Annotated in this window: 24 protein-coding genes; 20 read left to right on the top strand and 4 right to left on the bottom strand. The window is 51.3% G+C overall.

Annotation, left to right across the window (positions count from 1 at the left end; all coding sequences use genetic code 11):
- From DWY51_RS01855 to DWY51_RS01915, 14 genes are all read left to right on the top strand, one after another.
- Nucleotides 1–854, top strand: an 854-nt coding sequence (locus DWY51_RS01855; protein ID WP_117769704.1) for a sugar nucleotide-binding protein, incomplete at its 5' end; no start/stop codon positions are given.
- Nucleotides 851–2,146 (top strand): hypothetical protein, encoded by a 1,296-nt coding sequence (locus DWY51_RS09435; protein ID WP_147333347.1) that lies wholly within the window; start codon nt 851–853, stop codon nt 2,144–2,146. The genes DWY51_RS01855 and DWY51_RS09435, both read left to right, overlap by 4 nt.
- Nucleotides 2,136–3,368, top strand: a complete 1,233-nt coding sequence (locus tag DWY51_RS01860) for a hypothetical protein (RefSeq protein ID WP_117769662.1) — start codon at nt 2,136–2,138, stop codon at nt 3,366–3,368. Before DWY51_RS09435 ends, DWY51_RS01860 begins: the two co-directional genes overlap by 11 nt.
- Nucleotides 3,358–4,821: a lipopolysaccharide biosynthesis protein gene (locus tag DWY51_RS01865; protein ID WP_158556888.1), complete on the top strand. Its 1,464-nt coding sequence runs from the start codon at nt 3,358–3,360 to the stop codon at nt 4,819–4,821. The genes DWY51_RS01860 and DWY51_RS01865 overlap by 11 nt, the downstream gene beginning before the upstream one ends.
- A gap of 59 nt (nt 4,822–4,880) precedes the next feature.
- Nucleotides 4,881–5,927: a polysaccharide biosynthesis protein gene (locus DWY51_RS01870; RefSeq protein ID WP_117769664.1), complete on the top strand. Its 1,047-nt coding sequence runs from the start codon at nt 4,881–4,883 to the stop codon at nt 5,925–5,927.
- Between the two features lie 11 nt (nt 5,928–5,938).
- Nucleotides 5,939–6,595 carry a transferase gene (locus DWY51_RS01875; protein ID WP_117769665.1) on the top strand — a complete coding sequence of 219 codons (657 nt, stop codon included), beginning with the start codon at nt 5,939–5,941 and terminating at the stop codon, nt 6,593–6,595.
- Nucleotides 6,596–6,620: 25 nt separating this feature from the next.
- Nucleotides 6,621–7,829 carry a UDP-4-amino-4,6-dideoxy-N-acetyl-beta-L-altrosamine transaminase gene (gene pseC / locus DWY51_RS01880; protein WP_117769666.1) on the top strand — a complete coding sequence of 403 codons (1,209 nt, stop codon included), beginning with the start codon at nt 6,621–6,623 and terminating at the stop codon, nt 7,827–7,829.
- On the top strand, nt 7,829–8,524 hold the full coding sequence (gene pseF / locus DWY51_RS01885; RefSeq protein WP_117769667.1) for a pseudaminic acid cytidylyltransferase: 696 nt from the start codon (nt 7,829–7,831) through the stop codon (nt 8,522–8,524). The genes pseC and pseF overlap by 1 nt, the downstream gene beginning before the upstream one ends.
- Nucleotides 8,525–8,527: 3 nt before the next feature.
- A complete protein-coding gene (pseI, locus tag DWY51_RS01890; RefSeq protein ID WP_117769668.1) occupies nt 8,528–9,568 on the top strand; it encodes a pseudaminic acid synthase in 1,041 nt (346 codons plus the stop codon).
- 28 nt (nt 9,569–9,596) lie between these two features.
- Nucleotides 9,597–10,640: an NAD(P)-dependent oxidoreductase gene (locus DWY51_RS01895; RefSeq protein WP_158556889.1), complete on the top strand. Its 1,044-nt coding sequence runs from the start codon at nt 9,597–9,599 to the stop codon at nt 10,638–10,640.
- Between the two features lie 60 nt (nt 10,641–10,700).
- Nucleotides 10,701–11,249, top strand: coding sequence for a GNAT family N-acetyltransferase (locus DWY51_RS01900; protein ID WP_158556890.1), 549 nt, complete (start codon nt 10,701–10,703; stop codon nt 11,247–11,249).
- Nucleotides 11,182–12,261, top strand: coding sequence for a PseG/SpsG family protein (locus tag DWY51_RS01905; RefSeq protein ID WP_233504592.1), 1,080 nt, complete (start codon nt 11,182–11,184; stop codon nt 12,259–12,261). The genes DWY51_RS01900 and DWY51_RS01905 overlap by 68 nt, the downstream gene beginning before the upstream one ends.
- Nucleotides 12,258–13,472, top strand: coding sequence for an ATP-grasp domain-containing protein (locus DWY51_RS01910; protein WP_117769671.1), 1,215 nt, complete (start codon nt 12,258–12,260; stop codon nt 13,470–13,472). Before DWY51_RS01905 ends, DWY51_RS01910 begins: the two co-directional genes overlap by 4 nt.
- A gap of 31 nt (nt 13,473–13,503) precedes the next feature.
- A complete protein-coding gene (locus DWY51_RS01915; protein WP_117769672.1) occupies nt 13,504–13,884 on the top strand; it encodes a hypothetical protein in 381 nt (126 codons plus the stop codon).
- 148 nt (nt 13,885–14,032) lie between these two features.
- On the opposite strand, the gene DWY51_RS09440 is transcribed toward DWY51_RS01915, so the two are convergent.
- Together DWY51_RS09440 and DWY51_RS01920 are read right to left on the bottom strand one after the other, a co-directional pair.
- The gene (locus DWY51_RS09440; RefSeq protein ID WP_147333348.1) at nt 14,033–14,545 is read right to left on the bottom strand and encodes a hypothetical protein; all 513 of its coding nucleotides are present in this window, start codon (nt 14,543–14,545) and stop codon (nt 14,033–14,035) included.
- Nucleotides 14,506–15,135 (bottom strand): AbiH family protein, encoded by a 630-nt coding sequence (locus DWY51_RS01920; RefSeq protein ID WP_117769673.1) that lies wholly within the window; start codon nt 15,133–15,135, stop codon nt 14,506–14,508. Before DWY51_RS01920 ends, DWY51_RS09440 begins: the two co-directional genes overlap by 40 nt.
- 127 nt (nt 15,136–15,262) lie before the next feature.
- On the opposite strand from DWY51_RS01920, the gene DWY51_RS01925 reads away from it, so the two are divergent.
- Nucleotides 15,263–15,532 carry a hypothetical protein gene (locus tag DWY51_RS01925; RefSeq protein WP_199411344.1) on the top strand — a complete coding sequence of 90 codons (270 nt, stop codon included), beginning with the start codon at nt 15,263–15,265 and terminating at the stop codon, nt 15,530–15,532.
- Nucleotides 15,533–15,657: 125 nt separating this feature from the next.
- On the opposite strand, the gene DWY51_RS01930 is transcribed toward DWY51_RS01925, so the two are convergent.
- Nucleotides 15,658–16,101 carry a hypothetical protein gene (locus DWY51_RS01930; RefSeq protein ID WP_147333349.1) on the bottom strand — a complete coding sequence of 148 codons (444 nt, stop codon included), beginning with the start codon at nt 16,099–16,101 and terminating at the stop codon, nt 15,658–15,660.
- A gap of 434 nt (nt 16,102–16,535) precedes the next feature.
- Here DWY51_RS01930 and DWY51_RS09745 point away from each other — a divergent pair, with 434 nt between their 5' ends.
- The 5 genes from DWY51_RS09745 to DWY51_RS01960 all read left to right on the top strand — a co-directional run bounded on the left by DWY51_RS09745 (nt 16,536) and on the right by DWY51_RS01960 (nt 22,269).
- On the top strand, nt 16,536–16,976 hold the full coding sequence (locus tag DWY51_RS09745) for a restriction endonuclease subunit S (protein ID WP_117769675.1): 441 nt from the start codon (nt 16,536–16,538) through the stop codon (nt 16,974–16,976).
- 140 nt (nt 16,977–17,116) lie between these two features.
- Nucleotides 17,117–17,968, top strand: coding sequence for a hypothetical protein (locus DWY51_RS01940; RefSeq protein ID WP_117769676.1), 852 nt, complete (start codon nt 17,117–17,119; stop codon nt 17,966–17,968).
- A gap of 28 nt (nt 17,969–17,996) precedes the next feature.
- Nucleotides 17,997–18,470: a hypothetical protein gene (locus tag DWY51_RS09445; RefSeq protein ID WP_147333350.1), complete on the top strand. Its 474-nt coding sequence runs from the start codon at nt 17,997–17,999 to the stop codon at nt 18,468–18,470.
- A gap of 1,794 nt (nt 18,471–20,264) precedes the next feature.
- Nucleotides 20,265–21,026 carry a TIR domain-containing protein gene (locus DWY51_RS01955; RefSeq protein ID WP_117636984.1) on the top strand — a complete coding sequence of 254 codons (762 nt, stop codon included), beginning with the start codon at nt 20,265–20,267 and terminating at the stop codon, nt 21,024–21,026.
- A gap of 169 nt (nt 21,027–21,195) precedes the next feature.
- Nucleotides 21,196–22,269 carry a hypothetical protein gene (locus DWY51_RS01960; protein WP_117769678.1) on the top strand — a complete coding sequence of 358 codons (1,074 nt, stop codon included), beginning with the start codon at nt 21,196–21,198 and terminating at the stop codon, nt 22,267–22,269.
- Nucleotides 22,270–22,609: 340 nt separating this feature from the next.
- Here DWY51_RS01960 and DWY51_RS01965 read toward each other — a convergent pair whose 3' ends face one another.
- A complete protein-coding gene (locus DWY51_RS01965; RefSeq protein WP_117769679.1) occupies nt 22,610–23,764 on the bottom strand; it encodes a hypothetical protein in 1,155 nt (384 codons plus the stop codon).
- Nucleotides 23,765–23,827: the final 63 nt, after the last annotated feature.

Genomic DNA, 23,827 nt, shown 5'->3' on the forward strand with positions numbered 1-23,827 from the left:
GCGTCGCCAAGGACTTCGACTTCTGCGACATCGACACCTTCGACATGTCCGACCCGGACGCCTACTCCAGATACGACTGGTCGCTCTACGGCACCGTGATCAACTGCGGCGCCTACACCGCGGTGGATAAAGCCGAGACCCCCGAGGGCCGCGTGACCGCCTGGAAGGCCAACGCGACCGGCCCGGCCCTTCTCGCCCGCACATGCTCTGATCACGGGATCACCCTCGTCCACGTGTCCAGCGACTACGTCTTCGACGGCACGGCCGAGGTCCACACAGAGGACGAGCCGTTCTCCCCGCTGTCCGTCTACGGCCAGACCAAGGCCGCCGGCGACATCGCCGTGGGGGGGTCCCCCCGCCACTACATCATGCGCAGCTCCTGGGTCATCGGCGAGGGCCACAACTTCGTGAAGACCATGAAGGGGCTGTCCGACCGCGTCGCCGACCCCGAGGACGGGCTCACGCAGGTCACCGTGGTCGACGACCAGCTGGGACGCCTGACCTTCACGCGCGACATGGCGGAGGCCATCTTCCACGTGCTGGACGCGAAGGCCCCCTACGGCACCTACGATTGCACCGGCTCCGGCGCGGTCAAGTCCTGGGCCGACATCGCCCGCGCCGTCTTCGAGGCCGCCAACGGCAACGGGGACAGGGTCGTGCCGGTATCGACCGCCGACTACTACGCGAACGCCGAGGGCCCCATCGCCCCGCGCCCGGTCCACTCCGCGCTCGACCTGTCCAGGCTCGAGTCGGTCGGGTTCCACATGCCCGACTGGGAGGAAGAGCTGGGGGAGTATGTTGGCTCGGATGGCGACAGCGTCGCTCAATCATCTATGGGGATAGAAGCCGTATGAGTGTCGAACTTTCCTCATTGTTTACGAATTCTGAAGGCCATGGGATTGGCAAGAGCAATTTCGTACCTACAAAAACCTATAGCCTCTTCGCCAATTTGCTGCTTTTCTTCATTTGCGGAAATGTGGCGTTTGATTTCTTTTCAGGATTATTCGGCATAAGCTCGTTTTCCCAAATTGTACGAATGACATTCTTTGCCTTGTTGTTATATATCGAACTTCGTCTTGACCCTAAAGGATTTTGTATACTGTTTCTTGCTTTAACGTCGATTGTAATTCAATCTGTGCTTACACAGGCGTTTAGCACAGAAGGCATGACAGCGCCTTCATTGCTTTATGACATAAGCATCGGTATTAAACTAATAATTTGTTTTGCAGTTTTTTTTGCTTCAAAAAGTTTGATTCGCTGCAATGCGTTGTCTATTAATCAAGTCAAAAAAGCAATATCTATCGCTGCAATTTATGTTCCGATTCTATATTTGGGATCGATTGCTTTGGGACTTGGGGTATCAAGCTATTGGGATGGCTCAGGCTATAAAAGCGTCTTCTCTTCTCTTAACAGCATCAATGTTTCTATGATTGTGCTTTTTGCTTATTCGGCTGATGCTGTATTTATACAGAAAAAGTCTCTTTGGATTATCCCAATGGGGTTAAATCTAATTTCACTATTATTGCTTGGCACAAAGGCGGGATATCTATTCGCCTTTTTCATAGTGATGTATTACTTATTAATTCCCCCTGAAACTAGGTTGAGAAATGCCGTGATCGGAATTCTCGTTTTTGCTGGCCTGCTACTCGCCTTCAATAACGTAACCTTTCTAAATGAAATGCTTGAAAAGGTATCTGTTCGTCAAACTTACCTTTTCGAGAATCGTTCATTAATTGACTATCTCACAAGTGGACGAACCTGGATGCTGGCTGAAGCAACCAATCTATTTATTGCAAGCAATAATCCTCTGGGTTTCTTAATCGGCAATGGCTACTATCGTTTTCACCATGATTTGGCTGTATCAAGTGGCTATTTATTAACTGCAAACGTTAGACCGATCGAATTTGATTGGGCTGATTTATTTTTTTCCTATGGGGCCTTTGCCTTTATCTGTGTATATGCCTTTTTGTTTAAACAGCTGCGTCTGTCTTGGCGAACAAGAAACGAAGGACATTTTCAATTTATAGCTTTACTTGGAATGCTTGCGTTTAGCTGTGTTGGTGGTCATGTCTTTTTTGAAGCAATTTCTTCAGTAACGTTGGGTTCCGTTTTGGCCTGCATCTATGGGGATAGTAATGGACGATAAACTAAAGATGATTCTTTCGGCTTGCACCGAAGATCGAAGGAATGTCATTGCCAAAGGTCAAACTGCTTGGTCAAGACGCTGCGGTATCGACTTGCTCTTGAAAATGCTGCTTGTCTATATCAACTCGATTGGCTTGCGTCATGCACCAGAATCGACAATTTACGTTGATGAAATTAAGAATAACAACATGGTTTCCAATTTGCGAGATACTGCGGAGATCTGCGATGCAGAGAAAGCTACGTTCATTTGTCTCAATAGTTACTCGCCAAATAGTCACATCAAAATGGGCGTGTTTTGGCCGATATTTAAAGCTGTGACCCTTGTTGTCCTTTCCCTGCCTCCTGTTCTTTCTTTTATCGGCAGCGAATGCACCGTAAATGATAGTTTAGCTAGGTTTTTAATTAAACGTATGGATAACTACGTTGCGCGTATAGGCTACCAACATCCTTTTATTTTGATGACTGACCATCATTTTTATTCAACAGTCATAGCCATGAACGACCATGCGACATCCGCAGTTCTTCAGCATGGCCTAATTGGAGACGCTCGATTCTTTTCGCCTGTGCGTGCTACATATTTCTTTGCCTGGAGCAAAAAGAGCGCTTTTCTTGTCAATTCAGAAAAAGCTGTCGACGCAGGTACTTATAAATTTTCAAAATTGATGAGACTGGAACCTAAGCATTATGTTGAGAGTTTTGCTGACGCAAAACGTGTCTTGCTCATTCTCTCCAGCTCGAAAACCTCTGAACAGATTTCTCATCGCATCGAACCTCTCCTTAACCTTCAGAATCTCTTCGGTTTCAAGCTTCTCATCAAAATGCATCCTGGCTCCCTGTTTGCCATTAATGAACTGCGCGACGCCGTTTCGACGAGTGATGTTGAACTATATAAGGAAGAGAAAATTGAAGCAATTGATTTTGATTTCGCCTTTATTGAGCAGTCTACTGCTGCGCTAGACGTCGCATGTCTTGGAACCCCCTACATTGTTATTGACGAGTCTCTTGACAGCTATTTTTCCGAATACAAAGAAATGTTGCCTACCGCAAGTAATCCTGACGAGCTGCTGAGGTTGACGGTTGAATATAGTTTGACGAAATATATGCCAGCCTATACGTCCTTCTTGGAACAAGAAATCGACAACGGCCAATGCTGCATCGATTCGCTTATTCATCGTTTACAAAACGAATGTGGGTCAACATATGGAGGGCGGTATGGCAAGTAGTTCTTCAAATAAGTCTGGAAAAGCAACTACATTCCTTTGGAGCTTCCTCGAACAAGGTGGCTCTAAGGCTATTCAACTTTTCGTTCAAATTATTCTTGCTCGATTGCTATCCCCTGAGGCCTTCGGCATTTTGGCAATATTGTTGGTGGTTACTCAAATCACCGATTCTATTGCCCAAAGCGGTCTAGGGATGGCACTTATTCAAAAGAGCGATGCGGACGATCGTTCTTATTCCACCGCTTGGTGGCTGAGTCTCGGATTGGCAGCCGCTCTATATATCGTAGTGTACTTTACGTCGCCGACAATCTCTGTCTTCTATAATATGCCAGATCTCGTGGTTTATCTTCGAGTGCTCGGTTTAATAGTCTTTTTCAACTCGGCAAACTCTATTCAGCGTTCCTACCTCCAACGAAACATGAATTTTAGGGGCATCTTCGCCGCCACGACAATAGCCGCGCTCATTTCGGGCTTCGGAGGCGTGGTGCTCGCTTTCTTTGGGTTTGGCGTTTGGTCTCTAGTCTTACAGTCTTTGCTTCAAAGCATTTTCATTTGTATTGTCATGTGGCTGCAAATCAGCTGGAAACCCGCATTTACGTTCGATGTCTCTCAGGCGTGGTCGTTATTTAGTTATGGCTGGAAGATCTGCATTACGGGAATTCTGAATGTTATCTACTCCGGCATCTCGGAGTTGATAATCGGTCGTGCCTGCTCAGCCAGCGAACTTGGGCTGTACAGCCAAGGCCGTAAGTATCCCACTGCAGCAATTGGGGTGATGAGCAATTCCATCGCCAACGTATTATTTCCGATGTTTTCAGCAATTAAAGGAGATTCTGAGGCACTTCGTGGCGCCATACGTCGCGGGCTCACGCTCGGTACGTTTCTCGTCGCCCCCATATCTTTGCTGGCTGCCGTGGTTGCCAAGCCGCTAGTTGCCATTCTCTTAACAGAAAAATGGCTCGCTTGTGTTCCAATCTTTCAGCTGACGTGCATCTCTAATGCCATTTTGATGATTCAGCTTGTAAACCTCCGAGCGTACATGGCTCTGGGAGATAGCTCTCTTTATATGCGTCTCCAAATTATTAAAGTTTTGGGCGGAGGAGCCATCATATGGATCACCGCCGCCATCACCCACGATATTTACCATACGGCTTGGGCAAATTTCATCGTTGGAGTTATCTCGATCGTCTTCGTCGACGCTACACCTGCAAAGCGCCTTCATGGCTATTCGTCTTTGAACCAGGTTAAGGACGTTCTGCCAATCTTATTCCTCTCTCTCGTTGCCGCTGCGGCATCGCTCGCTGTTCAGCTTCTGGGGTTGGGCTACGTTCCCGAATTGTTTCTGCAGGTCATCCTCTTCGCTTCTGTCTACCTGGGAGGAGCAAAGCTCTTCAAGTTCAGTGAATTATCCGAGGCAGCATCGCTCTTGTGCGGGTTTGTTTCAAGGAGAAGCTGAAGCTCAACTCTTTATTAGGTTACTTATCAATTCGAATACGATAGAAAGGTATCAATCCAATGTCGACATTCAACGGGTCAACTTTAATGATTACGGGAGGAACGGGATCCTTCGGCAATACCGTCCTCAAGCATTTCCTGACCTCCGATGTGGGGGAGATTCGTATTTTCTCTCGCGACGAGAAGAAGCAGGATGATATGCGGCATGAGCTTCAAGCTCGATATCCTGACCATTTCGCTAAGGTAAAATTCCATATTGGCGATGTACGTAACATTCAATCCGTGCGCGATGCCATGCATGGCGTGGACTATATCTTCCATGCGGCAGCCCTTAAGCAAGTTCCTTCTTGCGAGTTTTTCCCGATGGAGGCTGTCCGCACCAACATCATGGGCACGGATAACGTCCTTCACGCTGCATCGGATGAAGGCGTTAAGCGAGTCGTTTGTCTCTCCACTGATAAAGCCGCGTATCCCATTAACGCTATGGGAAAGTCAAAAGCCCTTATGGAAAGCGTGATCTTCGCCAATGCTCGTAGAGCTGCAGAAAAAGGCGATACGGTGGTGTGCTGTACTCGTTACGGTAACGTTATGTGCTCTCGCGGTTCTGTTATCCCACTCTTTATTGAGCAGATTCACGCTGGTAATCCCATCACCATTACGGATCCAAGCATGACACGATTCCTGATGAACCTTGATGAGGCAGTTGACCTTGTTAAGTTCGCATTCGAGCACGCCAACCCGGGTGACCTTTTCATTCAGAAGGCAGACGCAAGCACCATTGGCGATCTTGCTAAGGCCGTTCAGCAGCTGTTTGGCGATACGGGTACAAGTATCATCGGCCCGCGCCACGGAGAAAAACTGTTTGAGACGCTCATGACTCGCGAGGAGCGCCTGCGTGCCGAAGATATGGGCGGTTATTATCGCGTGGCAGCCGATATCCGTGGTCTGAACTATGACAACAAGCAGGCCACCGGAGAGGTGAGAACCATGACCGACGAGGCCTATACGTCCCACAATACCAACCGACTGGATGTTGAGGGCACTGTGAAAAAAATCATGACCGCCGAGTATGTACGTGAAGAGCTCGACGGCATCCGCCACATCTAAAGGAGGGCTAGATGATTTATAGATTCCCGTTGCGTGACGTCAAAGACATGCTGCTCAATCAAATTGGCACTAATTTCTTTAAGTCAATTGATGACGAACGTCTAATCACTAAGTATATGGAGCGAACGCTCGAGAGGCTGGAGCGCAATATCTCCGCTAATGACAATAAGTATTACTGGAGGCTCAATGCAGCAGGGGAACGTGAAGCTTACTTCGATCCGTTGCACACTTGCCATTGGATGCTGTTTCTGTACCTGACGGCTAACACTATTTTCCGAGAGGAAAAAGACAATCCCACTGCAGCACGTATTGTTTGCGACAAGATCTACGGTCAAATGAAGACGGTTTCGGGTTGCGACTTGTATTACGAAGTTGAAATGCCTGAGACTTTCACCTTCGATCATCCGACCGGCTCTTTCATGGGTCGCGCAACCTACGGAGAGGGCTTCTCGTTTACTCAGGGGTGTACAGTCGGCAACATTAACGAAGTCTACCCGGTGATCGGCCGTGACGTGCAAATGTGTACCGGTAGCAAGGTGCTGGGCAATTCTCACATCGGTGACAGCTGCCTGATTGGAGAAGGTGCCGTTGTAAGGGATGAGGATGTGCCTGCAGGGTCCGTCGTCTACGGCAAAACTCCGAATTTGAAGATTAAACCCAGAAACTAATAGTACCGTCAACAGGAGGTTTGACATGAAAGAACTCGCGATTAACGGCGGAGAACCTACTAGCCCCAGGGTTTTGGGCTATGGCCACCAGGATATCAACGAGGACGACATCAAGGCAGTAGAAGATTGTCTGCGTGGTGACTACCTTACCTGTGGTCCTGCGACTGAAGCCTTTGAGGAGTCCATTAAGTCTGCCACTGGGGCAAAATATGTGACTGCCGTGGCAAACGGCACCGCGGCTCTGCACGTGGCATGCCTTGCCGCGGGAATTAAACCCGGCGACGAGGTGATTGTGTCGCCCATCACCTTTGCGGCATCTGCTAACTGTGTGCGTTACTGCGGTGCTACGCCCGTATTTGCGGATATTGACCCTAAGACTTGGAATATCGATCCAGCCTCAATCCGCGAGAAGTTGACCGTTAAAACGAAAGCAATTGTAGCTGTGGATTTTGGCGGCGTTCACGTCGACTCCGACGAGATTCGCAAGATCTGCGACGAGAACGGCCTGACTTTCATTGAGGACGCCGCCCATGCAATGGGCACGTTCCACAATGGTCGCGCAGTGGGCACCATCGCAGACATTACGACTTTTAGCTTCCATCCGGTAAAGACCATCACCACTGGTGAAGGCGGTGCCGTAGCAACGAATGATCCTGAGCTGGGCAAGATGATTGAGCTTTACGCCAAGCACGGCATTACGCGAAACCATGATTTGATGCGAGAGACAGACCAGGGCGGTTGGTACTATGAGCAGCTGGTCCTGGGCTACAACTATCGCATAAGCGATATCGAGGCATCTCTTGGCGTTAGCCAGATGAAGCGACTCGACCAGTTCGGCTCTCGCCGCAAGGAGCTCGTTGCCTTCTATAACGAGCAGTTCTCCAAGATTCCGGAGGTACAGTTCCAAATTGACGCCTCGCCCGATGATACCGTTCGTCATCTGTATTGCCTGAAGTTTGACACTGAGGCACTTGGTGTTACTCGTCGTTGGATCTTCGATGCCTTGCGCGCTGAGAACTTAGGTGTCAATGTTCACTACCTGCCCGTCTACTTGTTGCCTTATTACAAGGACCTGGGCCACGGCCGCGGCGACTGTCCCAATGCCGAGGATTACTATGATCGCTGCGTAACGCTTCCGCTGCACTGTGGGCTCTCAAACGAGGATGCGCAGCTCGTTGTCGATGCAGTTACAAAGGTTGTTGAGTGGTGCCGCGCCAATAGGGGTGCGAAATAATGCCCTCTAGTGTTTGCATCATTACCGCTCGTGGCGGCTCGAAGCGGATCCCTCGCAAGAACGTGCGTGAGTTCTGCGGCAAGCCCATGCTGGCATACTCGGTCGAGACTGCGGTTGCGAGCGGCATCTTCGACGTCGTAATGGTCTCGACCGACGACGATGAGATTGCCGACGTGGCTAGGAAATACGGAGCCGAGGTTCCCTTCATGCGCAGCGAGGCCACGAGCAACGACTACGCCACGACGGCTGATGTGTTGCGCGAAGTGCTCTCCGATTACGGCAAGTGCGGCGATGAGTTCGACACCATGTGCTGCCTGTACCCGACGGCACCCTTCGTTCAGGTCTCTGAGCTCAAGGAGGCTTCCGCCATGATCGAGGCGGGGGCCTCATCCGTAATCCCTGTTACCTCGTTCGATTTCCCGCCTCTGCGCGGCTTCAGGGTGGGTGAGGACGGCTCACTCGAGTATGCCTTCCCCGAGTTCGCCCAGACCCGAAGCCAGGACCTCCCTGAGATGGTTCACGACTGCGGGAGGTTTTACTTCGCGAAGGTCGCGTCTTTCCACGAGACCGGCGGCTTCATCACCAATAATACGAGATTTCTTCGCATACCCAGCAGGCTCGTACAGGACATCGACACTCCCGAGGATTGGGAGCTTGCCGAGCAGAAATATCGGGCCATGACCCAGGAGGACTAGACAATGAGACTATTCGAGACCATAGAGCGCGGCGACGTCTACTTCATTGCTGAGATGAGCGGCAACCACGGCGGGAGCGTTGACAAGGCAATGGAAATCGTCCGCTCCGCCGCTGAGGCAGGCGCGGATTGTCTGAAGCTTCAAACCTACACCGCCGACACCATCACCATCAACTGCGACTCGCCCGACTTCCAGACGACGCCTAGCGGTCTGTGGGAGGGTAGGACGCTCTACGACCTCTATGAAGAGGCGCACACCCCCTGGGAATGGCAGGCCGAGATTAAGGAGGAGTGCGAACGCTTGGGCATGGACTTCCTGTCCTCCGTCTTTGATCCGACCTCCGTTGACTTCCTCGAGTCCATCGGCTGCGAGATGTACAAGATTGCTTCGCCCGAACTTGTCGACGTGCCACTTATCCGTTACACCGCCTCAAAGGGCAAGCCCATGGTCATTTCCTGCGGGATGGGCACCGCGGACGAAATCGCCGACGCCGTTAACGCCTGCCGCTCTGTAGGCAACGACCGCATCGTGCTGCTGAAGTGCACGAGTGAGTACCCCGCCGTCTACGAGGACATGAACATTGCCACCATGGCAGACATGCGCGACCGGTTCGGGTGCGCCGTTGGCCTTTCTGACCACTCCATGGGCTGGGGTGTCGACGTGGCTGCGGCCACGCTGGGAGCGAGCGTCATAGAGAAGCACTACTGCATCTCCCGCGAACAGAAAACTGTGGACTCGGAGTTCTCAATGGAGCCTGCCGAGTTCAAGGCGATGATCCGTGACGTTCGACGCGCGAAGGCATCCATCGGCCACGTCACCTACGAGCGCACCGAGAAGGAGGAGAAGGGCCTTCCCGGCCGTCGCTCCCTCTATGCGGTGAAGGACATCGCGCGCGGCGAGGCTTTCACCAACGAGAACGTGCGGAGCATCAGGCCTGCCTACGGAGTGGCACCCAAGCACTTGGATGCGCTGCTCGGTCACGCGGCACAGCGCGACATTAAGTTCGGAGAGCCCATCATCCAGGCCGATCTGGAGAGCTTGTAGCGGGCGAGCTGAGGGAAAGGAGAACGGTTTGACCAAGAAATGTCTTGTAATAGGCGCCTCGAGCTTCATTGGTGTCTATGTCGTGGATGCACTGCTCGACGCTGGTTACGAAGTAGTCGGCACGGGCAGGAACCGGCGATTCGCGGGCCACTACCGAAAGCTTGGCGTCGAGTACATTCCCCTCGACCTCAATGACCCATCTGGCATAGGTGCCCTCCCCACCGACTTCGACTTCGTAGCCCATCTGGCGGGGAGGCTGCCTGCAAACTCGGACTTCGACCTGTCCACTGAGGACGACGCCGCTGAATATATCAGGACGAACGCCCTGGGAACCGCATTGCTTCTCGAGTGGGCGCGCAAGAACGGCGTGCGCCGCATAGTTTCCACCACTTCCTACGCAGACGTCCAGAACAGGTGGAGCGCTTCGGAGCCCGTGCGCGAGGACTGGCCGCGGAACTTCAGGCTGGACGGCGACCACGCCGCCTACGTTATCTCGAAGAATGCCTCCGCGGACCTGCTTTTCTACTACAACGAGCAGTACGGCATGAGAAACTGTGTCTTCAGGCTTCCCCCAGTATACGGCTGTGGTCCTCACGGCTCGCTCAGGGTCAACGGCGCTGTCAAGAAGTCGGGCATTGGTCTTTTCGTCGACAAGGCGAAGATGGGCGAGGGCATAACCGTATTCGGCGATGCCGACGCGGCGGTCAGAGATATCGTCTACGTCAAGGATGTCGCGCAAGCATTTGTAAAAGCGGGAAAGAGCGAGTCAGCCTCTGGCCTATACAACATCGGCTCAGGGCGCGCGGTTTCCCTCCGCGAGCAGGCGGAGGCGATAGCCGAAGTCTTTTCGGGAGCCGCTGGCACTTCCGAGGTCTGCGTCGACGAAACCAGGCCGAACGGTATCCAGCCCTACTCGTTCGACATCTCCCGCGCGGTGTGCGATTTCGGCTATGCTCCTGCTTTTTCCGATTTCCGTGATTTGATGGCAGACTGGAAGGTTGAGGAGGAGAGAGGCGTGATGCCCGCGCTGTTTGATGCTACCCTAAAACCGAGCGGGGGTCTCCTAGACTAGGGGGCGTACCGGGCACCCTCTCTTTTAACCCTCGTGCCTGGAAAAAGCGGCGGGATGCACATGGAATGCTGCATCCCGCTCCCCTTCGGCCGAGTTTCGCTCCGGCGATTTATCTCCTATAACGTCGCGAGGACCTGTGATTGGGTTTCGAACCCTTGGTATATGGGCAAATTTGCTGGGTCTGCAGTGCCGACCCCTCGGACGCACCGCGGGTATTTCGAGAACGTCTTAGTGGATCACGAACAGGTTTTCTTCGCGGTTTGCGTTAGCGAGTTCTTTATCGGCAACGCCGGCCATAAGTACTTCGAAGGCGCTTGCTGTGAGTGTTGGTATTACATTGTGAATGAGTTACAGCGTGGCAAGGGCTACGCCAAGGAGATTGTTAACCTTCTCTGCCGCGTAGCGTTCTCTATCGAGGGCGTGGTTCGCGTTAAAGCCAGCGTGCTTAAAACGAACCCCAAGAGCTCGAAGGCTCTTCTTTCGAACGGATTCACCGAACGCGGGAGGTACATCGACGAGAAGAAAAGGGTATTCATAATGTATGAGAAACGAAATTGGCAAGATGAAAATGGTGAACACTTCACGAAGGAAAGTCTTAATACGCACTGACGCCAACCCGGTGATTGCGGGAGGTCACGTCATGCGTTGCCTTTCCGTGGCCGACGCACTCGCGGGCCTTGGCGCTGATGTCTCATTTGTCCTCTCGGACGGCAACTCCGTCCAGCTCATCGAGTCCCGGGGCTTCGCAACGTCCGTTCTCGGGTCCGACTGGAGAGATATCAGAGATGGGGCCGATGAGCTTTGTCGTCTCTGCAACGACGCCAAACTTCCAATCGTCCTTGTTGACACCTACTCGGTGTCTAGGGAATTCGTCGACTGCCTCGCTCAGCACGCCAAGGTATGCTATCTCGGCAGCAAAGACGGAGATCTCGGCAAACTTTCCCTTATCATTAATTACTCGACTTGTATCGATGAGGCATTCTACGAGGAAACATATGGTGATCGTGGGACGAAGCTCCTTTTCGGTCCCAAATACGCACCGCTTAGACCATGCTTCGCCAGCGCATATCGTGAATGCAGCGCCGAGATTGAACACGTTCTCGTGACTACGGGAAACACGGATCCTCAGGGTTTTCTCCCCACTTTCTTAGATGTGGCTCTTTCCGACAAACGTCTTTCCAACATCACCTTCACAGTGGTAGTAGGCAGAATGGTCTCTGACGATGTCGCTGCAAAGGTTGAGCTTATTGAATCGAGAAGCTCTAGGGTTAAGATGCTTCGCGCTGTCACTGATATGGCTGGGCTGATGGGTCAATGTGATGCCGCCGTCTCTGCAAATGGCACGACGGTGTACGAGCTTTTCGCTGCAGGTCTTCCCTCTGTAACTTTTGCGATGGTTGAGGAACAGGTGCAGAGCGCTGAGTCTCTCGCGAAACTAGGGGCTGTGGAATACTGCGGACTCATGGGCAACGAGCCGCACGTCACCGCAGTTGAAAGCGTTAATCGGCTCGAGGATCTCGTCGCGTCTCATGACAGGGCCGTAGCCCTTGCGACTCGTGCACACGCTCTCGTAGACGGCTACGGCGCAAATAAGATAGCTAAGGAGATACTCTCGCTATGACAAACGTAGATCAACGCAGGACAGTAGTAATGCTCGGCGGAAGCAGACTGCAGGTTCCTGCCATCGAGGCGGCGCAGAGACTCGGATTCCGCGTTGTATGCGCCGACTATGATCCCGATGCGGTGGGCTTTAAAGTCGCCGACGTCTCATCGCTTACGAGCACGCTCGACGTCGAAGCTGTGGAAGCGCTCGCCCGCGAGGAACAGGCAGACTTCGTGATTACATCCACGAGTGACGCTCCCGTAAGGGTAGCGGCCCTCGTCTCCGAGAGGCTCGGGATCCCCACCGGCATTTCGTCAGTCGACGCAGTATGCGCCACGCAAAAGGATGCCATGCGGAGAAGGCTCGCCGATCACGGAGTGCCCATGCCCGAGTTCGAAGTGTGCAACAACGCTGATGAGTTCGGACACGCCTTGGAGCGCTTCGGTTACGACTGCATCGCGAAACCCGCGGATTCCGCCGCTAGCCGCGGCGTGAAGCTCATTACTCCCGAGGACCGTGCGACGTCAGCGACTGAGCTCTTCGGCCTCTTCCGCAGCTTCTCCCGTAAGGGAACTGTAATGGTCGAGCAGCGCGTCACCGGTCGTGAGGTGAGTGTGGAAGGCATGACAGTTGATGGCAAGACGACCATTCTGACCATCACCGATAAGTTAACAACTGAGCCGCCTTTCTTTGTCGAGCTTGGCCATTCTGAGCCCTCAAGACTTCCAATTGAGGCCCAAGAAGCCATTCGCGAAGTTGCGAAAAAGACCATCGATGCTATCGGCATCGTGACTGGACCTTCGCATACGGAGATCATGCTCACCGACGAGGGTCCGAAGGTTATCGAGATGGCTGCACGACTTGGAGGCGATTTTATTACTTCCAAACTCGTACCGCTGTCGACCGATCTCGATTTTGTTGAGGGAACCGTGGCCGCAGCTCTTGGGCTGCCGTTTGACTTTGAGGTAAAGGCGCATCGTGGGTCGGCAATTCGCTTTATCACTGCGGATCATGCTGGAACGATATCCTCCATTGATGTGCCGGATAATCTCTGCCACACTGAAGGCGTTGAGGAAATCGAGCTATACCTTAAGCCCGGAGACTCTATTGAGACGCCGCACTCAAGTAACGACCGAATCGGACATGTTGTATGCAGCGGCGATAACGCCGATGAAGCTGCGGCACGAGCTGAATGGGCACTTGGGCAGATTAGAGTAAACTTGAGCTAGCGAATTGTGGGATTGGTGTTAGGAAAGCATTATGGATTTATCAATTATTGCGCCGTATATCGTTTCGATAATTGCCGCGATAATTTCCGGCATCAGCTCTTATTTGGTAGCCCACAATAAATCCGCTTCGGAAATTCAAACGCTCAAGGAAGCAAATGAGCATGAAATCGAAAAGCTAATGAAACAGCACGAAGTTGATTTGGACAACTTAAAGGAGACCCATAAGCTTGAGATGGAGAAACTCGAAGCGGAGCATAGATATTCCCTCGAGCTGGCGAACTCCAACGCGCAGAATGAAATGACCAAGCAGCTAATGGGTTCAATGGTCGGTAATATGATGGCTGCGCCACAAATGCAAGATTTCCTTATGAAGGCTATTTCTGATTCATATATGAAGGGCCAACAAGAGTAGCGACTGAACCTAAAGTATTACTTACATTCAGTAAATTACTTGTATTCAGCTTTTAAACGCCGGGGTGCATGTTTTTGAGAAACGATGCACCCCGGCTTTCTTTGTTTGGATTACTCGTAAAGGGGACTTTCAATTCAGATTTTGATAGCTAATGCGCATATATGTTTGTGGGTAAATGTGACTTAACATCAAGGCGTTTAATTAGCAATCTTTCTTCTAGAAGCAGCTTATGCATTAAATTTTTGCCGTGATCTTTATTGTCGAGAGTGTTTCCATATTCAATCAGTAGGTGTGAAATGCGTGAGTACAATTCTTCACGAATCGCTTGTTCATCAACTGATTTGTCTGGTGTATTTGGATAGTTCTTATACAAAAATACGAGCTTTGTATCACCGCCGTAAAGATTGACAGTATCAAAAATAGATTGGAAGTAAGAATAATCTGCTCGAGAAAGCGAATGCCCAAAGATCTTAATGTAACAAGTGTCGCTGTCGCAGAGTTTTACAGCTTCGCTTTCGTATGGCTCTAGCGACATCAGCCTATATGTTTTTGTAAATGGCAACGCTGGGTCATCTTCAGCTACGTCTTTTCCGTCAATGCCGAAAATGGTCTCTGTTCGGCCTAGTAAGCCATGGACATTCCGGGCATGAACGATTCCCAAACAAGGATCCTCCGGTTTAAAGGGGTCGTATAGTTAAAGTTCAGGATGGAAGAGCATAAGTTCTTTTGCTCAGATTTCTTAATGCAGTCATCGCGAATGGCTGCGAAATATTCATGAGCCTTCTCCCTGTATGATTTATGATTATCGACTTGTTCTTTGAGATAGCTCGCAAAGATGCGCTCGTATTCTTTTAGAGAGGTCAGAAGGAAGCCGGTTAGTTCCTTTTGGGTAACATATTCATTATTCAGACAAGTTGAAACGAAATTACATACAGCGTTGTCTGGATGTTCAGATTGATTTGGATTTGACGGGTCAATTGTCCACATCGGTTGCTCATAAATGTGGTCCAATTTTGAACCTGAGCTATCTTCTTGGAATACATATGCCGAAATAAGGCTCTCTATATTGCACCACAATGGATCGCTTTGTCCTATTTCATAAAGAATCACATCCCAAACATTTCTTTCGTCCTTAGGAATTGATTCGATCGAGCCTGTTCCGTGCGTCCTGTCGCTGTAAAAGTCTGAGAACTTGGACTTCAGTCCGCAGGTCAAGTCGAATCCATTTCCAAGAATAATTAGTTGGTGCATAATCCAACCTCCCAATTAGCTGTTTAGCCTAATTTCTAACACCTTCAGTTTTACCCAATACAAAATGCCATCAGGCCAATATTTATAATGCGGTAGAAGGCTGCGTACAGACTGACGTCATGACTGTATGTTCCTTGAGCCGCGCATCGGGTCCCACTCCGACAACTTCCGCGCGAGCTCCATCCAGGGCGTCATGAAGCGCGTGAAGGCCAAGGGCGTGCCCGTGGTGGTCTACGAGCCCACGCTGGACGCGCCGGAGTTCTTCGGCTCCGAGGCCACCCACGACCTGGAAGCCATCAAGGCCGGCTGCGACGTGATCGTCGCCAACCGCTGGAGCGACGAGCTCTCAGACGTGGCGGACAAGGTGTACACGAGGGATCTGTTTAAGAGGGACTAGGGAAGAGGGCGGAACCAGGCTGATCCGCTTCAATCATTCGCTATTTTAACCGCGTCGAGGGCGGGGGTGTTCGGCATTAGCCGATACACCCCCGCCCTTCATTGTTCTTCGCAGGTAAAATTCGCCTAATTCGAGCGATCGCTCAACGTGATTCGTGCCTTGAAACCGGCTCCATATTCTCCCGCCCGTGCCTGGTCATCCAACTTGAAGCCGATGTTATACAGCTTCCCCGACTTCGTCTTCCGAACCAGGCCATGCTCCAACATGAATGCGACAACGCGGCGATGTGCTTCGACGTCGTCCAAGTTCAGGTAGAAGCAGGCGACGCCTCTGCCGTTCTCGATAACGGACTCGAATGAGCTGTGCTTGCATTCCGCGACGACCATTCCGAGGGCCGCCTTGCGGCAGACTTCCTCCGCGAACTCGATATCGTTGAAGTAGAACATCCATTTCCCGCACCTGCTCTCGTCTAGCGCAGGTGCCAGCTCGGTGTCGATGTAGAACGAACACCATGGGTTGTCCACCCTGACGATTCGGCCGTCTTCGCTCAGCATCGTCTTCTCTTCCATCCATGCCTCATATGGTTTGAGGGTGCTTTCGTAGTACGCGATTGTTCTCGGAGAGCACCCCTCGACTTCCTTGTCGGTAAGGAAGAGACCGAGTAGACTCGAGTTGCTGGGCACGCTGCTTTCGGCATGGCTACACATAGTGCTTTCGAGCACTGCTTTTAAGATTGCTTTATCTGCAGATAGTCTAGAACCGGCTACATCTGTGTTAGAACCATATTGATCATCGCTTCCACCGGGGGCTCCTTTCCCCTTGGTTCGATGGAAACAATTCTGAAGTGCAGGCCTATGTTCCGGTAAATGATTATTTAGCTGAACTCGGAGAAGCCCTTTTTGCTCAAACAATTGAAGAGAACAAGCGAGAAAATCATTACCGTTCAGTCGAGTCATTCTGCGAAGTCAAGGGCGGTTAGAGGCTCCCTAAAGGTTCAGAGCTAATTGCAGAGGCAAACTCTCATCCATATATTCGAGTCCGCGACTTAAACAACGCTTCTGTTCTCTTACTCACTTCGGAAATGCTATATATCGACGATGAAACACGATCTAATATTTCGCGCTACGTTGTCAACACTGGCGATCTAATTGTTTCCGTTGTCGGAACGATTGGCCTTACGGCGTATATCGGAAAAACGCTCGATGAGGCAAACCTCACAGAGAATTGCAACAAACTTACTTCGTTTAAAGGCGACTTTGCGGCGTGGTCGTATTTCTTTCTTCGTAGCTCAATGGGCATGGAAGCTATTAGGCTTGGAACTGTTGGTGCCGTTCAGACCAAGCTTGCATTAAAAAACATTAAGTCGATGAACGTCCCGTTTGCTCCAGCTTGTGCAATAGAAAGAACGACTTCGACGCTCAATGGTATTCTTGAGCTCATATAGGCTAATATACTCAAGTCGTAGGCTCTTGGCGAACTGCGTGACGCATTGCTTCCCAAACTCATGTAGGGCGAAATCGACGTCTCTCAGTTTGGCGCTGTTCGGATGGATTAGGTATAGAGCGCTATGGCAGGGGGGCGAAGATGATGATTGTTGTAAATGAATCGGCTGCTGCTTCATATCTATACCTAATGGGATTAACCATAGACGAAGAGCTGCCGCTTACGCAACACCTCTCTCTATTGCCGGCCACGTGCAAGGCCTCGCCGGACGACATGATAAATTCTGTGATGAAATATGGCAGCGGAGATGAGACCGATTTAGGTGTCTTGATTGCCGTCCTTAGGAAAACTACAGCTCAGTTGCGCGTTGTTGGAGAGGGCAAAGAGCTTGCAGTTCGAGTTTGGAATGCCCAATCTGCAATAGTTCTATTGTCCGCGCTTTTGAATTGCGAATTGTATTGGCATGTTCAGAGCGATTCGCGGACAGAAGATTTTTCGCCATGCTCGGCAATCAATGTTGTTCTTTCTACAAGGTTGTTCATTCCAAGAAAATTGAAAGTGATCAACGATTCAGAGAAGCAGTGGATAAGACAGCATTATCGGGACGCATGGGAACTGTTTGATAAAAACACGCGATTTGAGACCGCGGTGAATTCCTTGTGGAGCTACAAGCAATCGCTTCGACCTTCAGTTCAAATGGCGATTATATGGGCTGGGATTGAGTCATTGTTTGGAGTCCGGAGCGAACTTGTTTTTCGTGTCAGTACTCTCGCAGCTTTGTTTCTTGGAGGAGGCAAGCAAAAACAGCAAGAAATAAAGAAACTATATAGAGCAAGGTCAGAAGCCGTTCATGAGGGAAAACAACCTTCTGAGTCTTGTGTTTCCGATTCTGCAAAATTATTGCAAGCGCTAATCTTGGAATGCGTCGAACGGGGCTGTTTACCAAATGAGGACGGTTTGCTTTTCGGATTCGAAGAAGGATCGGCTAAATAATCATTTATCGCCCTACGAGTATTTGCAGATGAGACACCGATGCGTTTCAGTTGCATTGCATAGACAAGATAACGAAAAAGCAGCAAATCAAGAATGGCGATTCGCAAACATGGTTTATCCGGAGTTTTCACCAACCGCATCTTTGCGCGCCGCCTCAAATGAAACCCATAATGGAGTTTGGGCCATTCCAGAGTCACTTGCGCAAAGGTATTGCGAGTTTTTGGATCCAGTGATTTTGAGACGTAGCGTCGCCACTCAGACCGCGAACGCTTCATCGATCTGCAACTTCGGCAAAGCAAAAGGCCGAACATATGACCATGTTTTGATTTATCCAGTTGCCGATATGGCCTCTTGGTTGCAAGATGCCTCGACGGATCTGAAGCCGCAAACACGCTCCAAGCTCTATGTTGCAATTACTAGGGCGAGGTTCAGCGCTGGCTTCGTGGTTGCTGACAATAAAATAAATGAGCTTCCAGACACGCTAAGCGTCTGGAAGCCATAAATCAATCACGTGTTTGTTTGTCAGCAAAAGCGGATCCCTACGTGAACCTAAAGACGGCCTTGATCAGTCATCCGTTGAACCTGGAGATGCACTTACCAGTCAACTTCATCCATATCACCCCAATCCTCTGAAACAACTCTCATGTCACCCTTCTCTGGCTGCGTCTCGGTTGCGCCCAGCGCCTATTTGGCTACTTCCGCTTGTATCCTGAGTAATAACCTCCGCTGCTGCAACCAAGGTGGCGAATTGCTGCCTTTGCCATATGGATCTGTATGTAAGTGCTTCGAGGTGATGATGCCGATCTCACTTCAATTCATGGACGCATCGAAATAATAGGGCGGAGTCGCTCTCTCGATCCCGTCTCGCAAACCCGAATAGTTCTGACTTTCCCGTTATCCGGAACATCTGGGGAAGTTCGCGTCCCAGTCCGGAAAACCCAATGCCTGAAACGACGATGCCAAGGGGTTACTCGGTCAGCTTCTTGCATCCGTGCCAGGTCAAGGGAAGGGGCAGCCTGTAGAACGAGGTTGGCTCCATAGGGATCTCCTCGAGCCTTCCGTTGCCCCGCCGAACCCATGAAGTTCCGCTTGCGTCGGTGAAAGCCGTTTCGGGTGCCGTGCGTACTCCCATTCCGTGCCCTTCCGTCGGGAGCCATATGCACCATGCTCCAGGAGGAAGCGTGCCGACGCAGACGCGGTTGGGATAAGCGGGGCGGTTATCCTCACCTTTGAAAGAGGGGCCGGCCCCGCTAATCCCGACGCAGGTGACGATTACGTCGTAGACGGGGGACTCGCTTTCGTTTCGAAGCACGACGAATTGCCAGACGAACCGATTGTCCTCGGGCTGATCAGTTCGGTTTCGATCCCCTTCGTACCATGCCGATATGCGGGATGGCTGATGCCGCTTGATGTCGTCCTCCCTGTTCTTTTTGCTCTGGTTACTTTGCCAGAGTGCGGCAATCAAGGCCCCCAAGGTAACGAGTCCGATGAATGCTTGGACAATCAGATTGGCGATGTCTATATCGATATCAAAAGGCACTGGATGGTCACCAGCTTAGCGTCGTGGGGCGATAAATCTAACTCCGAATAATACGGCTTGATCGATGGTCGACGTTACGTAAACGTCAAAATGGGTTTGTCTTAACAGCCTTATTTTCTTAAGACAAACTTGCCGCAACGCCAATTCAAAGAGTTTGCCGTGACGCAGACAGATGCAGTTGGTTGCTGAAAAGCGTGGTTATTTGGGCAGGATTCGCTTCAAAACGCCCGTCGATTATTACGAACTAATGCAGCCTGTAGGGTGGATGTACTTCGATAAGCAGTAGTCGACATGCTCTGGTTTTGAACGAAAAGTCCCAGAGACAATCGATAACGATTCTTCTTTGATGATGCGAGCGGCGCTACCATTAGCAGCGCCGCTTGTTTTCCGCTCGCAGATAGATCCCGCCATGTTGACCACCGAATGCATCTTGACCGACGTGCTCGTACTCCTATTCGGGCACAGAAATTGGAGGCGCGGCCCCCAGCGTCTACTCAGCGAAATTCGTTAAGAAAGCTGACATCGAACACTGTGAACTCCGTCATCGAATCGAATCTCATTGACTGGGATGCGTTCATTAATGATGACTTTGATGCCTATTTCAAAGCTCGCGTCATGGCTTTGCTGGACGCTATTGAGTTCGCACTGGGCAAGTCCATCTCCGATAGGGGCACCGAGGAAACAGTAAAGAGATTTGGCCGCTCATTGGAATAAGATGCTTCTTAGCTCCGTTATTGGTTATAGAAAGAAGGCTTAATGTCTGATTTTGAAATTTTGCAGCAGTTGTGCGAAACAGCAGACGAACTTTCAAAGAAATACATCAGCTCTAGTTCGCCTGACTTTAAAGCATGGAAGACAAGGGCGGACAGGCTTTTAATTAGGCGATTTGGAAAAGACAGCTACGAATTTAAAAGCTTTAACAAAATCAGCTACTCGTTGTCTTTCTTCACCTCCGGTACGCCCGACTCGGCTTTCGTTGAAGCCTGTGCGGACGGCCTGCGCAGTGCAAAAGCTGTGCTGGAGACATACCTTGATGAGTTTTCAGACGAAGGGGAAACCGGATCGACTGCAAATGTTGGAGATTATTCGAAGGTATTTATCGTTCATGGTCACAACGGAGAGCTTAGAGAAAGGGTCGCGAGAATCATCGAAAGGCAGGGCCTGACGGCGGTTGTCCTAAACGAGCAGTCAAATCAGGGCAAGACAATCATCGAAAAGCTGGAAATTGAAGGCGATGCAGCAGGAGCGGTATGCCTTTTTACGGCGGACGACGAAGGAAGAGCCCAGGCAGAACAGTCGGAAAAGCCCAGGGCTAGACAAAATGTTGTATTTGAAGCCGGATACTTTATTGGTCGGCTTGGCAGGGAAAACGTTGCAATTCTTGTTGACAAAGGTATCGAGATTCCCTCCGATCTACAGGGCGTCGTTTATACCGGAACAGACAGTTGGGAGTTCGGCCTCTTGAAAGAACTCAAGTCCATGGGATATTCCATCGACTTTAATAAGATGGATATCTAATCTGTTGATCCCTCCTTTCACCGACTGGCAAAACGATTTACACCTAATTGTTGGCACAGCTCAGAGGCATTTTCTTTGTTTACGGCCTGATCTCGCTAAACTAATAGCTGCTGCTACCAGGGCATTTTCTGGTGCACATTCTATTGGCTCTGCGAAGATCGGAGCGGGTATGTTTGCTGCCGAGTCCCACACCAGCCGTCATCACATTGCGATCGCTGCCATGGCCTGCCTATGCGTCTTGCTGGGCGAGCCAACTTGCGCCGCGGGCGCGGAGAGCCTGTTCATCGCGGGCGCGACGCACTACGAGCCGGGCGTGTCGGGCCCCGGCTGGGCCTGGACCGATGCCGGCCATCTGGAGCTTGACGGCTACGCGGGCGAGGCCATCGGCGCAGACGGCGACCTGGTCGTGACGCTTGTGGGGCGCAACTCGGTGACGGAGACGCATGCGCCCGATGCGGACATCACGCTGTGCGGCATGGAGGTGTGGGGCAACCTGACGCTTCGCGGTACCGGGACCCTGACGGCGACGGGCTCGCAGTGCGGGATCCACGTCTCTCAGGCGCTCGCGGTGGACGGCTGCACCGTCGATGCCCGGGCAGACGGGGCCGATATCACGGACGAGGCGGTCGCCGGCGTGATCGCAGGCGACATGGCCGTGCGCGGCGGCGGACGCGTCGTTGCCGCGGGCGCCGGGTCCGGAGCGGGCGTGCGCGCCTACGGCGTGTATCTGCAGGATGCGGGCCTTGGCGATGGTGCGGCCGGCTGTCGGCTTTCCGTCGACGCCTCGTGGCTTGAAGCGGCCGGTGCCGACGGCGGCGTTGCGCGCACGGGCGGGTCGCTTGTGTCCGCACGGTTTGTGACGCCTACTGACGGAGTCTTTGGTGCTGGTGGCGTGGTGGATGCTGCAGGGGTCGTGGCAGCGCACGTGGTGGTTGAGCCCGATGTGGCCACGCCGCCGGCGGAGGAGACCGATGGGGTCGTTGTGCCTGGCGATAGCGTGGATAAGTCTCCCATCGATGCTAACCCCGCTGCCGGAGAGCCCACCACGGGGTCCACGGAAAATCCCGCGCTGAAACCCGCGGCTACGACAACCAAGACCACGGTCGCCAAGACGGTCAAGCCCAAGCCTGCCACCGCAACAACTGTGGCACTCCCCAAGACCGGCGACAACAACTGGATAGCCGCTTCTGCGACGCTTTTCCTGCTGGGGACAGTGCTTCTAGCTGCCGCATGTCGTTGTTGAGATAGCTGCCATTTGGAAGAAAGAGACATCCACAAGGTATAACTATTTGCGTGTTTGTCTATAGGCACCCAATTATCGAAGGCAGAGGCCATACGGACGTGATCATGGGCTGAATCGTGACATGCGACCCAGGTCCACATGAATGAGAAAAGCATTCAATAATGTCGCAGGTTAGACTGAAGGCAACGAAAGGGCACCGGGATCTTTGTCGACCCTGGTGCCCAAGCGAAAGACCATCAGAGTTGCCTCGCAATATTCGACGGTGCTAAAGCGGGCAAATATTAAACCGGACTCATTGGTGAGCTGTATGAGCTGGTTTCTTAGTGACATCCCGGATTGTCTATAAGCAAAAGTCTGGTGTTTCGGAAATGTTGTACCGTACGCCAAAACTGTCAATCTCTTGTTTTAATACAGCCCACTCAATTTCTAAAAGCAGCCGCATAACATCGTAAATTGTCACAATGCCTCGAATCCCCTTGCTCCTCATCCGCACGAGTTCGTAAATCAATTGAACAGAAATCGTTGCTGTATACGGTTCACCGCTTCTATCAAGATTTAATGCTCTTGCAGCATCAATGATCGCGGTGCCAAATAGAAGCTCAGGGCAAATCCCTTCAGCGGGGTTTTCGATTGTGATATTTACCTTATCTGCGCAAAGCTCAATTTCTGTTTCTCCGGCTCTGCTTTGTTTGAGAAAGGGTTCCGTTTTACCTAGACCTAAATATTCCGTTCTTTTAAGACGCTGCCTGCGGCAGCTCTCCTTAAACATATTGTTACGACAATCTATGATGGCGGCATTCGCAATCTGGTCAGTCAGGCATGGGTAAAAACCTATTAGGATCCAATCGACCTCGCAAGATGCCTTGCAAAGGAGATCGTAAATTTCCGCATAAAGTGGGCATTGTCCACTGTCGAGGCGGGCCACTCTTGTTCCATCGTGAATGAATAATCCCTGAAAATCTGAATGAATTTCAATTAAATAGCCCAATTCAATGCGTCCATCATCACCGCTAAGTTCAGTAAGGTGATTGCGGTATTTAGGTAATTTGCGAGCATGACCTGTTTTTCCACCAAACAATCGGGCATCTAGAGAGCGCGTCAGATCGTCACGGCATGCACAGCTTTGATGATATTTTGCCAACGAGACATAGTTTGCGACGATGCTCGCCAATTCCTCCGGCAAAACATCGTCGGCTTCAAGCCTTGGCATTAGCTTTTCGCGCTCAGCTTTCAACGCAGATGTGAGCTCAGCAGATTTTGATTGAGCGTTTCGACCATGTTTGATGTTATGGTCGATTCTAAAATGCTCCAAACCAACAATGGATCCATTTTCGCGGGTAATAACAATATCAGGGCACTCGCTGCCTGCGTTAATAGATCCACACACCTTCAAGGCAGCTTTCTTCTTGTATCCACCCGAGGCCATTGATAGCCTAAGAACATCATTGAACACTTGCTCTTCGTGCGCGTTCTGGTCGCTTTTATTCTTGCTCATGCCGGATCCTCCGCCCTTATAAGTAAAACATAATTCAGCTCGCGCTTTTATAGAAGGTGCGAG

The sequence above is a fragment of the Collinsella sp. AF25-2LB genome (assembly GCF_003458415.1).
Lineage (GTDB): Bacteria > Actinomycetota > Coriobacteriia > Coriobacteriales > Coriobacteriaceae > Collinsella.

Coding starts and splice junctions, on each gene's coding strand:
- DWY51_RS01940 (WP_117769676.1), top strand. CDS start 17,117: ATGATGATTGTTGTAAATGAATCGGCTGCTGCTTCATATCTATACCTA.
- DWY51_RS09445 (WP_147333350.1), top strand. CDS start 17,997: ATGAGACACCGATGCGTTTCAGTTGCATTGCATAGACAAGATAACGAA.
- DWY51_RS01900 (WP_158556890.1), top strand. CDS start 10,701: ATGGAATGCTGCATCCCGCTCCCCTTCGGCCGAGTTTCGCTCCGGCGA.
- DWY51_RS01905 (WP_233504592.1), top strand. CDS start 11,182: ATGAGAAACGAAATTGGCAAGATGAAAATGGTGAACACTTCACGAAGG.
- DWY51_RS01860 (WP_117769662.1), top strand. CDS start 2,136: ATGGACGATAAACTAAAGATGATTCTTTCGGCTTGCACCGAAGATCGA.
- DWY51_RS01870 (WP_117769664.1), top strand. CDS start 4,881: ATGTCGACATTCAACGGGTCAACTTTAATGATTACGGGAGGAACGGGA.
- DWY51_RS09435 (WP_147333347.1), top strand. CDS start 851: ATGAGTGTCGAACTTTCCTCATTGTTTACGAATTCTGAAGGCCATGGG.
- DWY51_RS01875 (WP_117769665.1), top strand. CDS start 5,939: ATGATTTATAGATTCCCGTTGCGTGACGTCAAAGACATGCTGCTCAAT.
- pseI (WP_117769668.1), top strand. CDS start 8,528: ATGAGACTATTCGAGACCATAGAGCGCGGCGACGTCTACTTCATTGCT.
- DWY51_RS01915 (WP_117769672.1), top strand. CDS start 13,504: ATGGATTTATCAATTATTGCGCCGTATATCGTTTCGATAATTGCCGCG.
- DWY51_RS01925 (WP_199411344.1), top strand. CDS start 15,263: ATGTTCCTTGAGCCGCGCATCGGGTCCCACTCCGACAACTTCCGCGCG.
- DWY51_RS01955 (WP_117636984.1), top strand. CDS start 20,265: ATGTCTGATTTTGAAATTTTGCAGCAGTTGTGCGAAACAGCAGACGAA.
- DWY51_RS01960 (WP_117769678.1), top strand. CDS start 21,196: ATGTTTGCTGCCGAGTCCCACACCAGCCGTCATCACATTGCGATCGCT.
- DWY51_RS01865 (WP_158556888.1), top strand. CDS start 3,358: ATGGCAAGTAGTTCTTCAAATAAGTCTGGAAAAGCAACTACATTCCTT.
- DWY51_RS01930 (WP_147333349.1), bottom strand. CDS start 16,101: ATGGAAGAGAAGACGATGCTGAGCGAAGACGGCCGAATCGTCAGGGTG.
- pseC (WP_117769666.1), top strand. CDS start 6,621: ATGAAAGAACTCGCGATTAACGGCGGAGAACCTACTAGCCCCAGGGTT.
- pseF (WP_117769667.1), top strand. CDS start 7,829: ATGCCCTCTAGTGTTTGCATCATTACCGCTCGTGGCGGCTCGAAGCGG.
- DWY51_RS01920 (WP_117769673.1), bottom strand. CDS start 15,135: ATGCACCAACTAATTATTCTTGGAAATGGATTCGACTTGACCTGCGGA.
- DWY51_RS01965 (WP_117769679.1), bottom strand. CDS start 23,764: ATGAGCAAGAATAAAAGCGACCAGAACGCGCACGAAGAGCAAGTGTTC.
- DWY51_RS01910 (WP_117769671.1), top strand. CDS start 12,258: ATGACAAACGTAGATCAACGCAGGACAGTAGTAATGCTCGGCGGAAGC.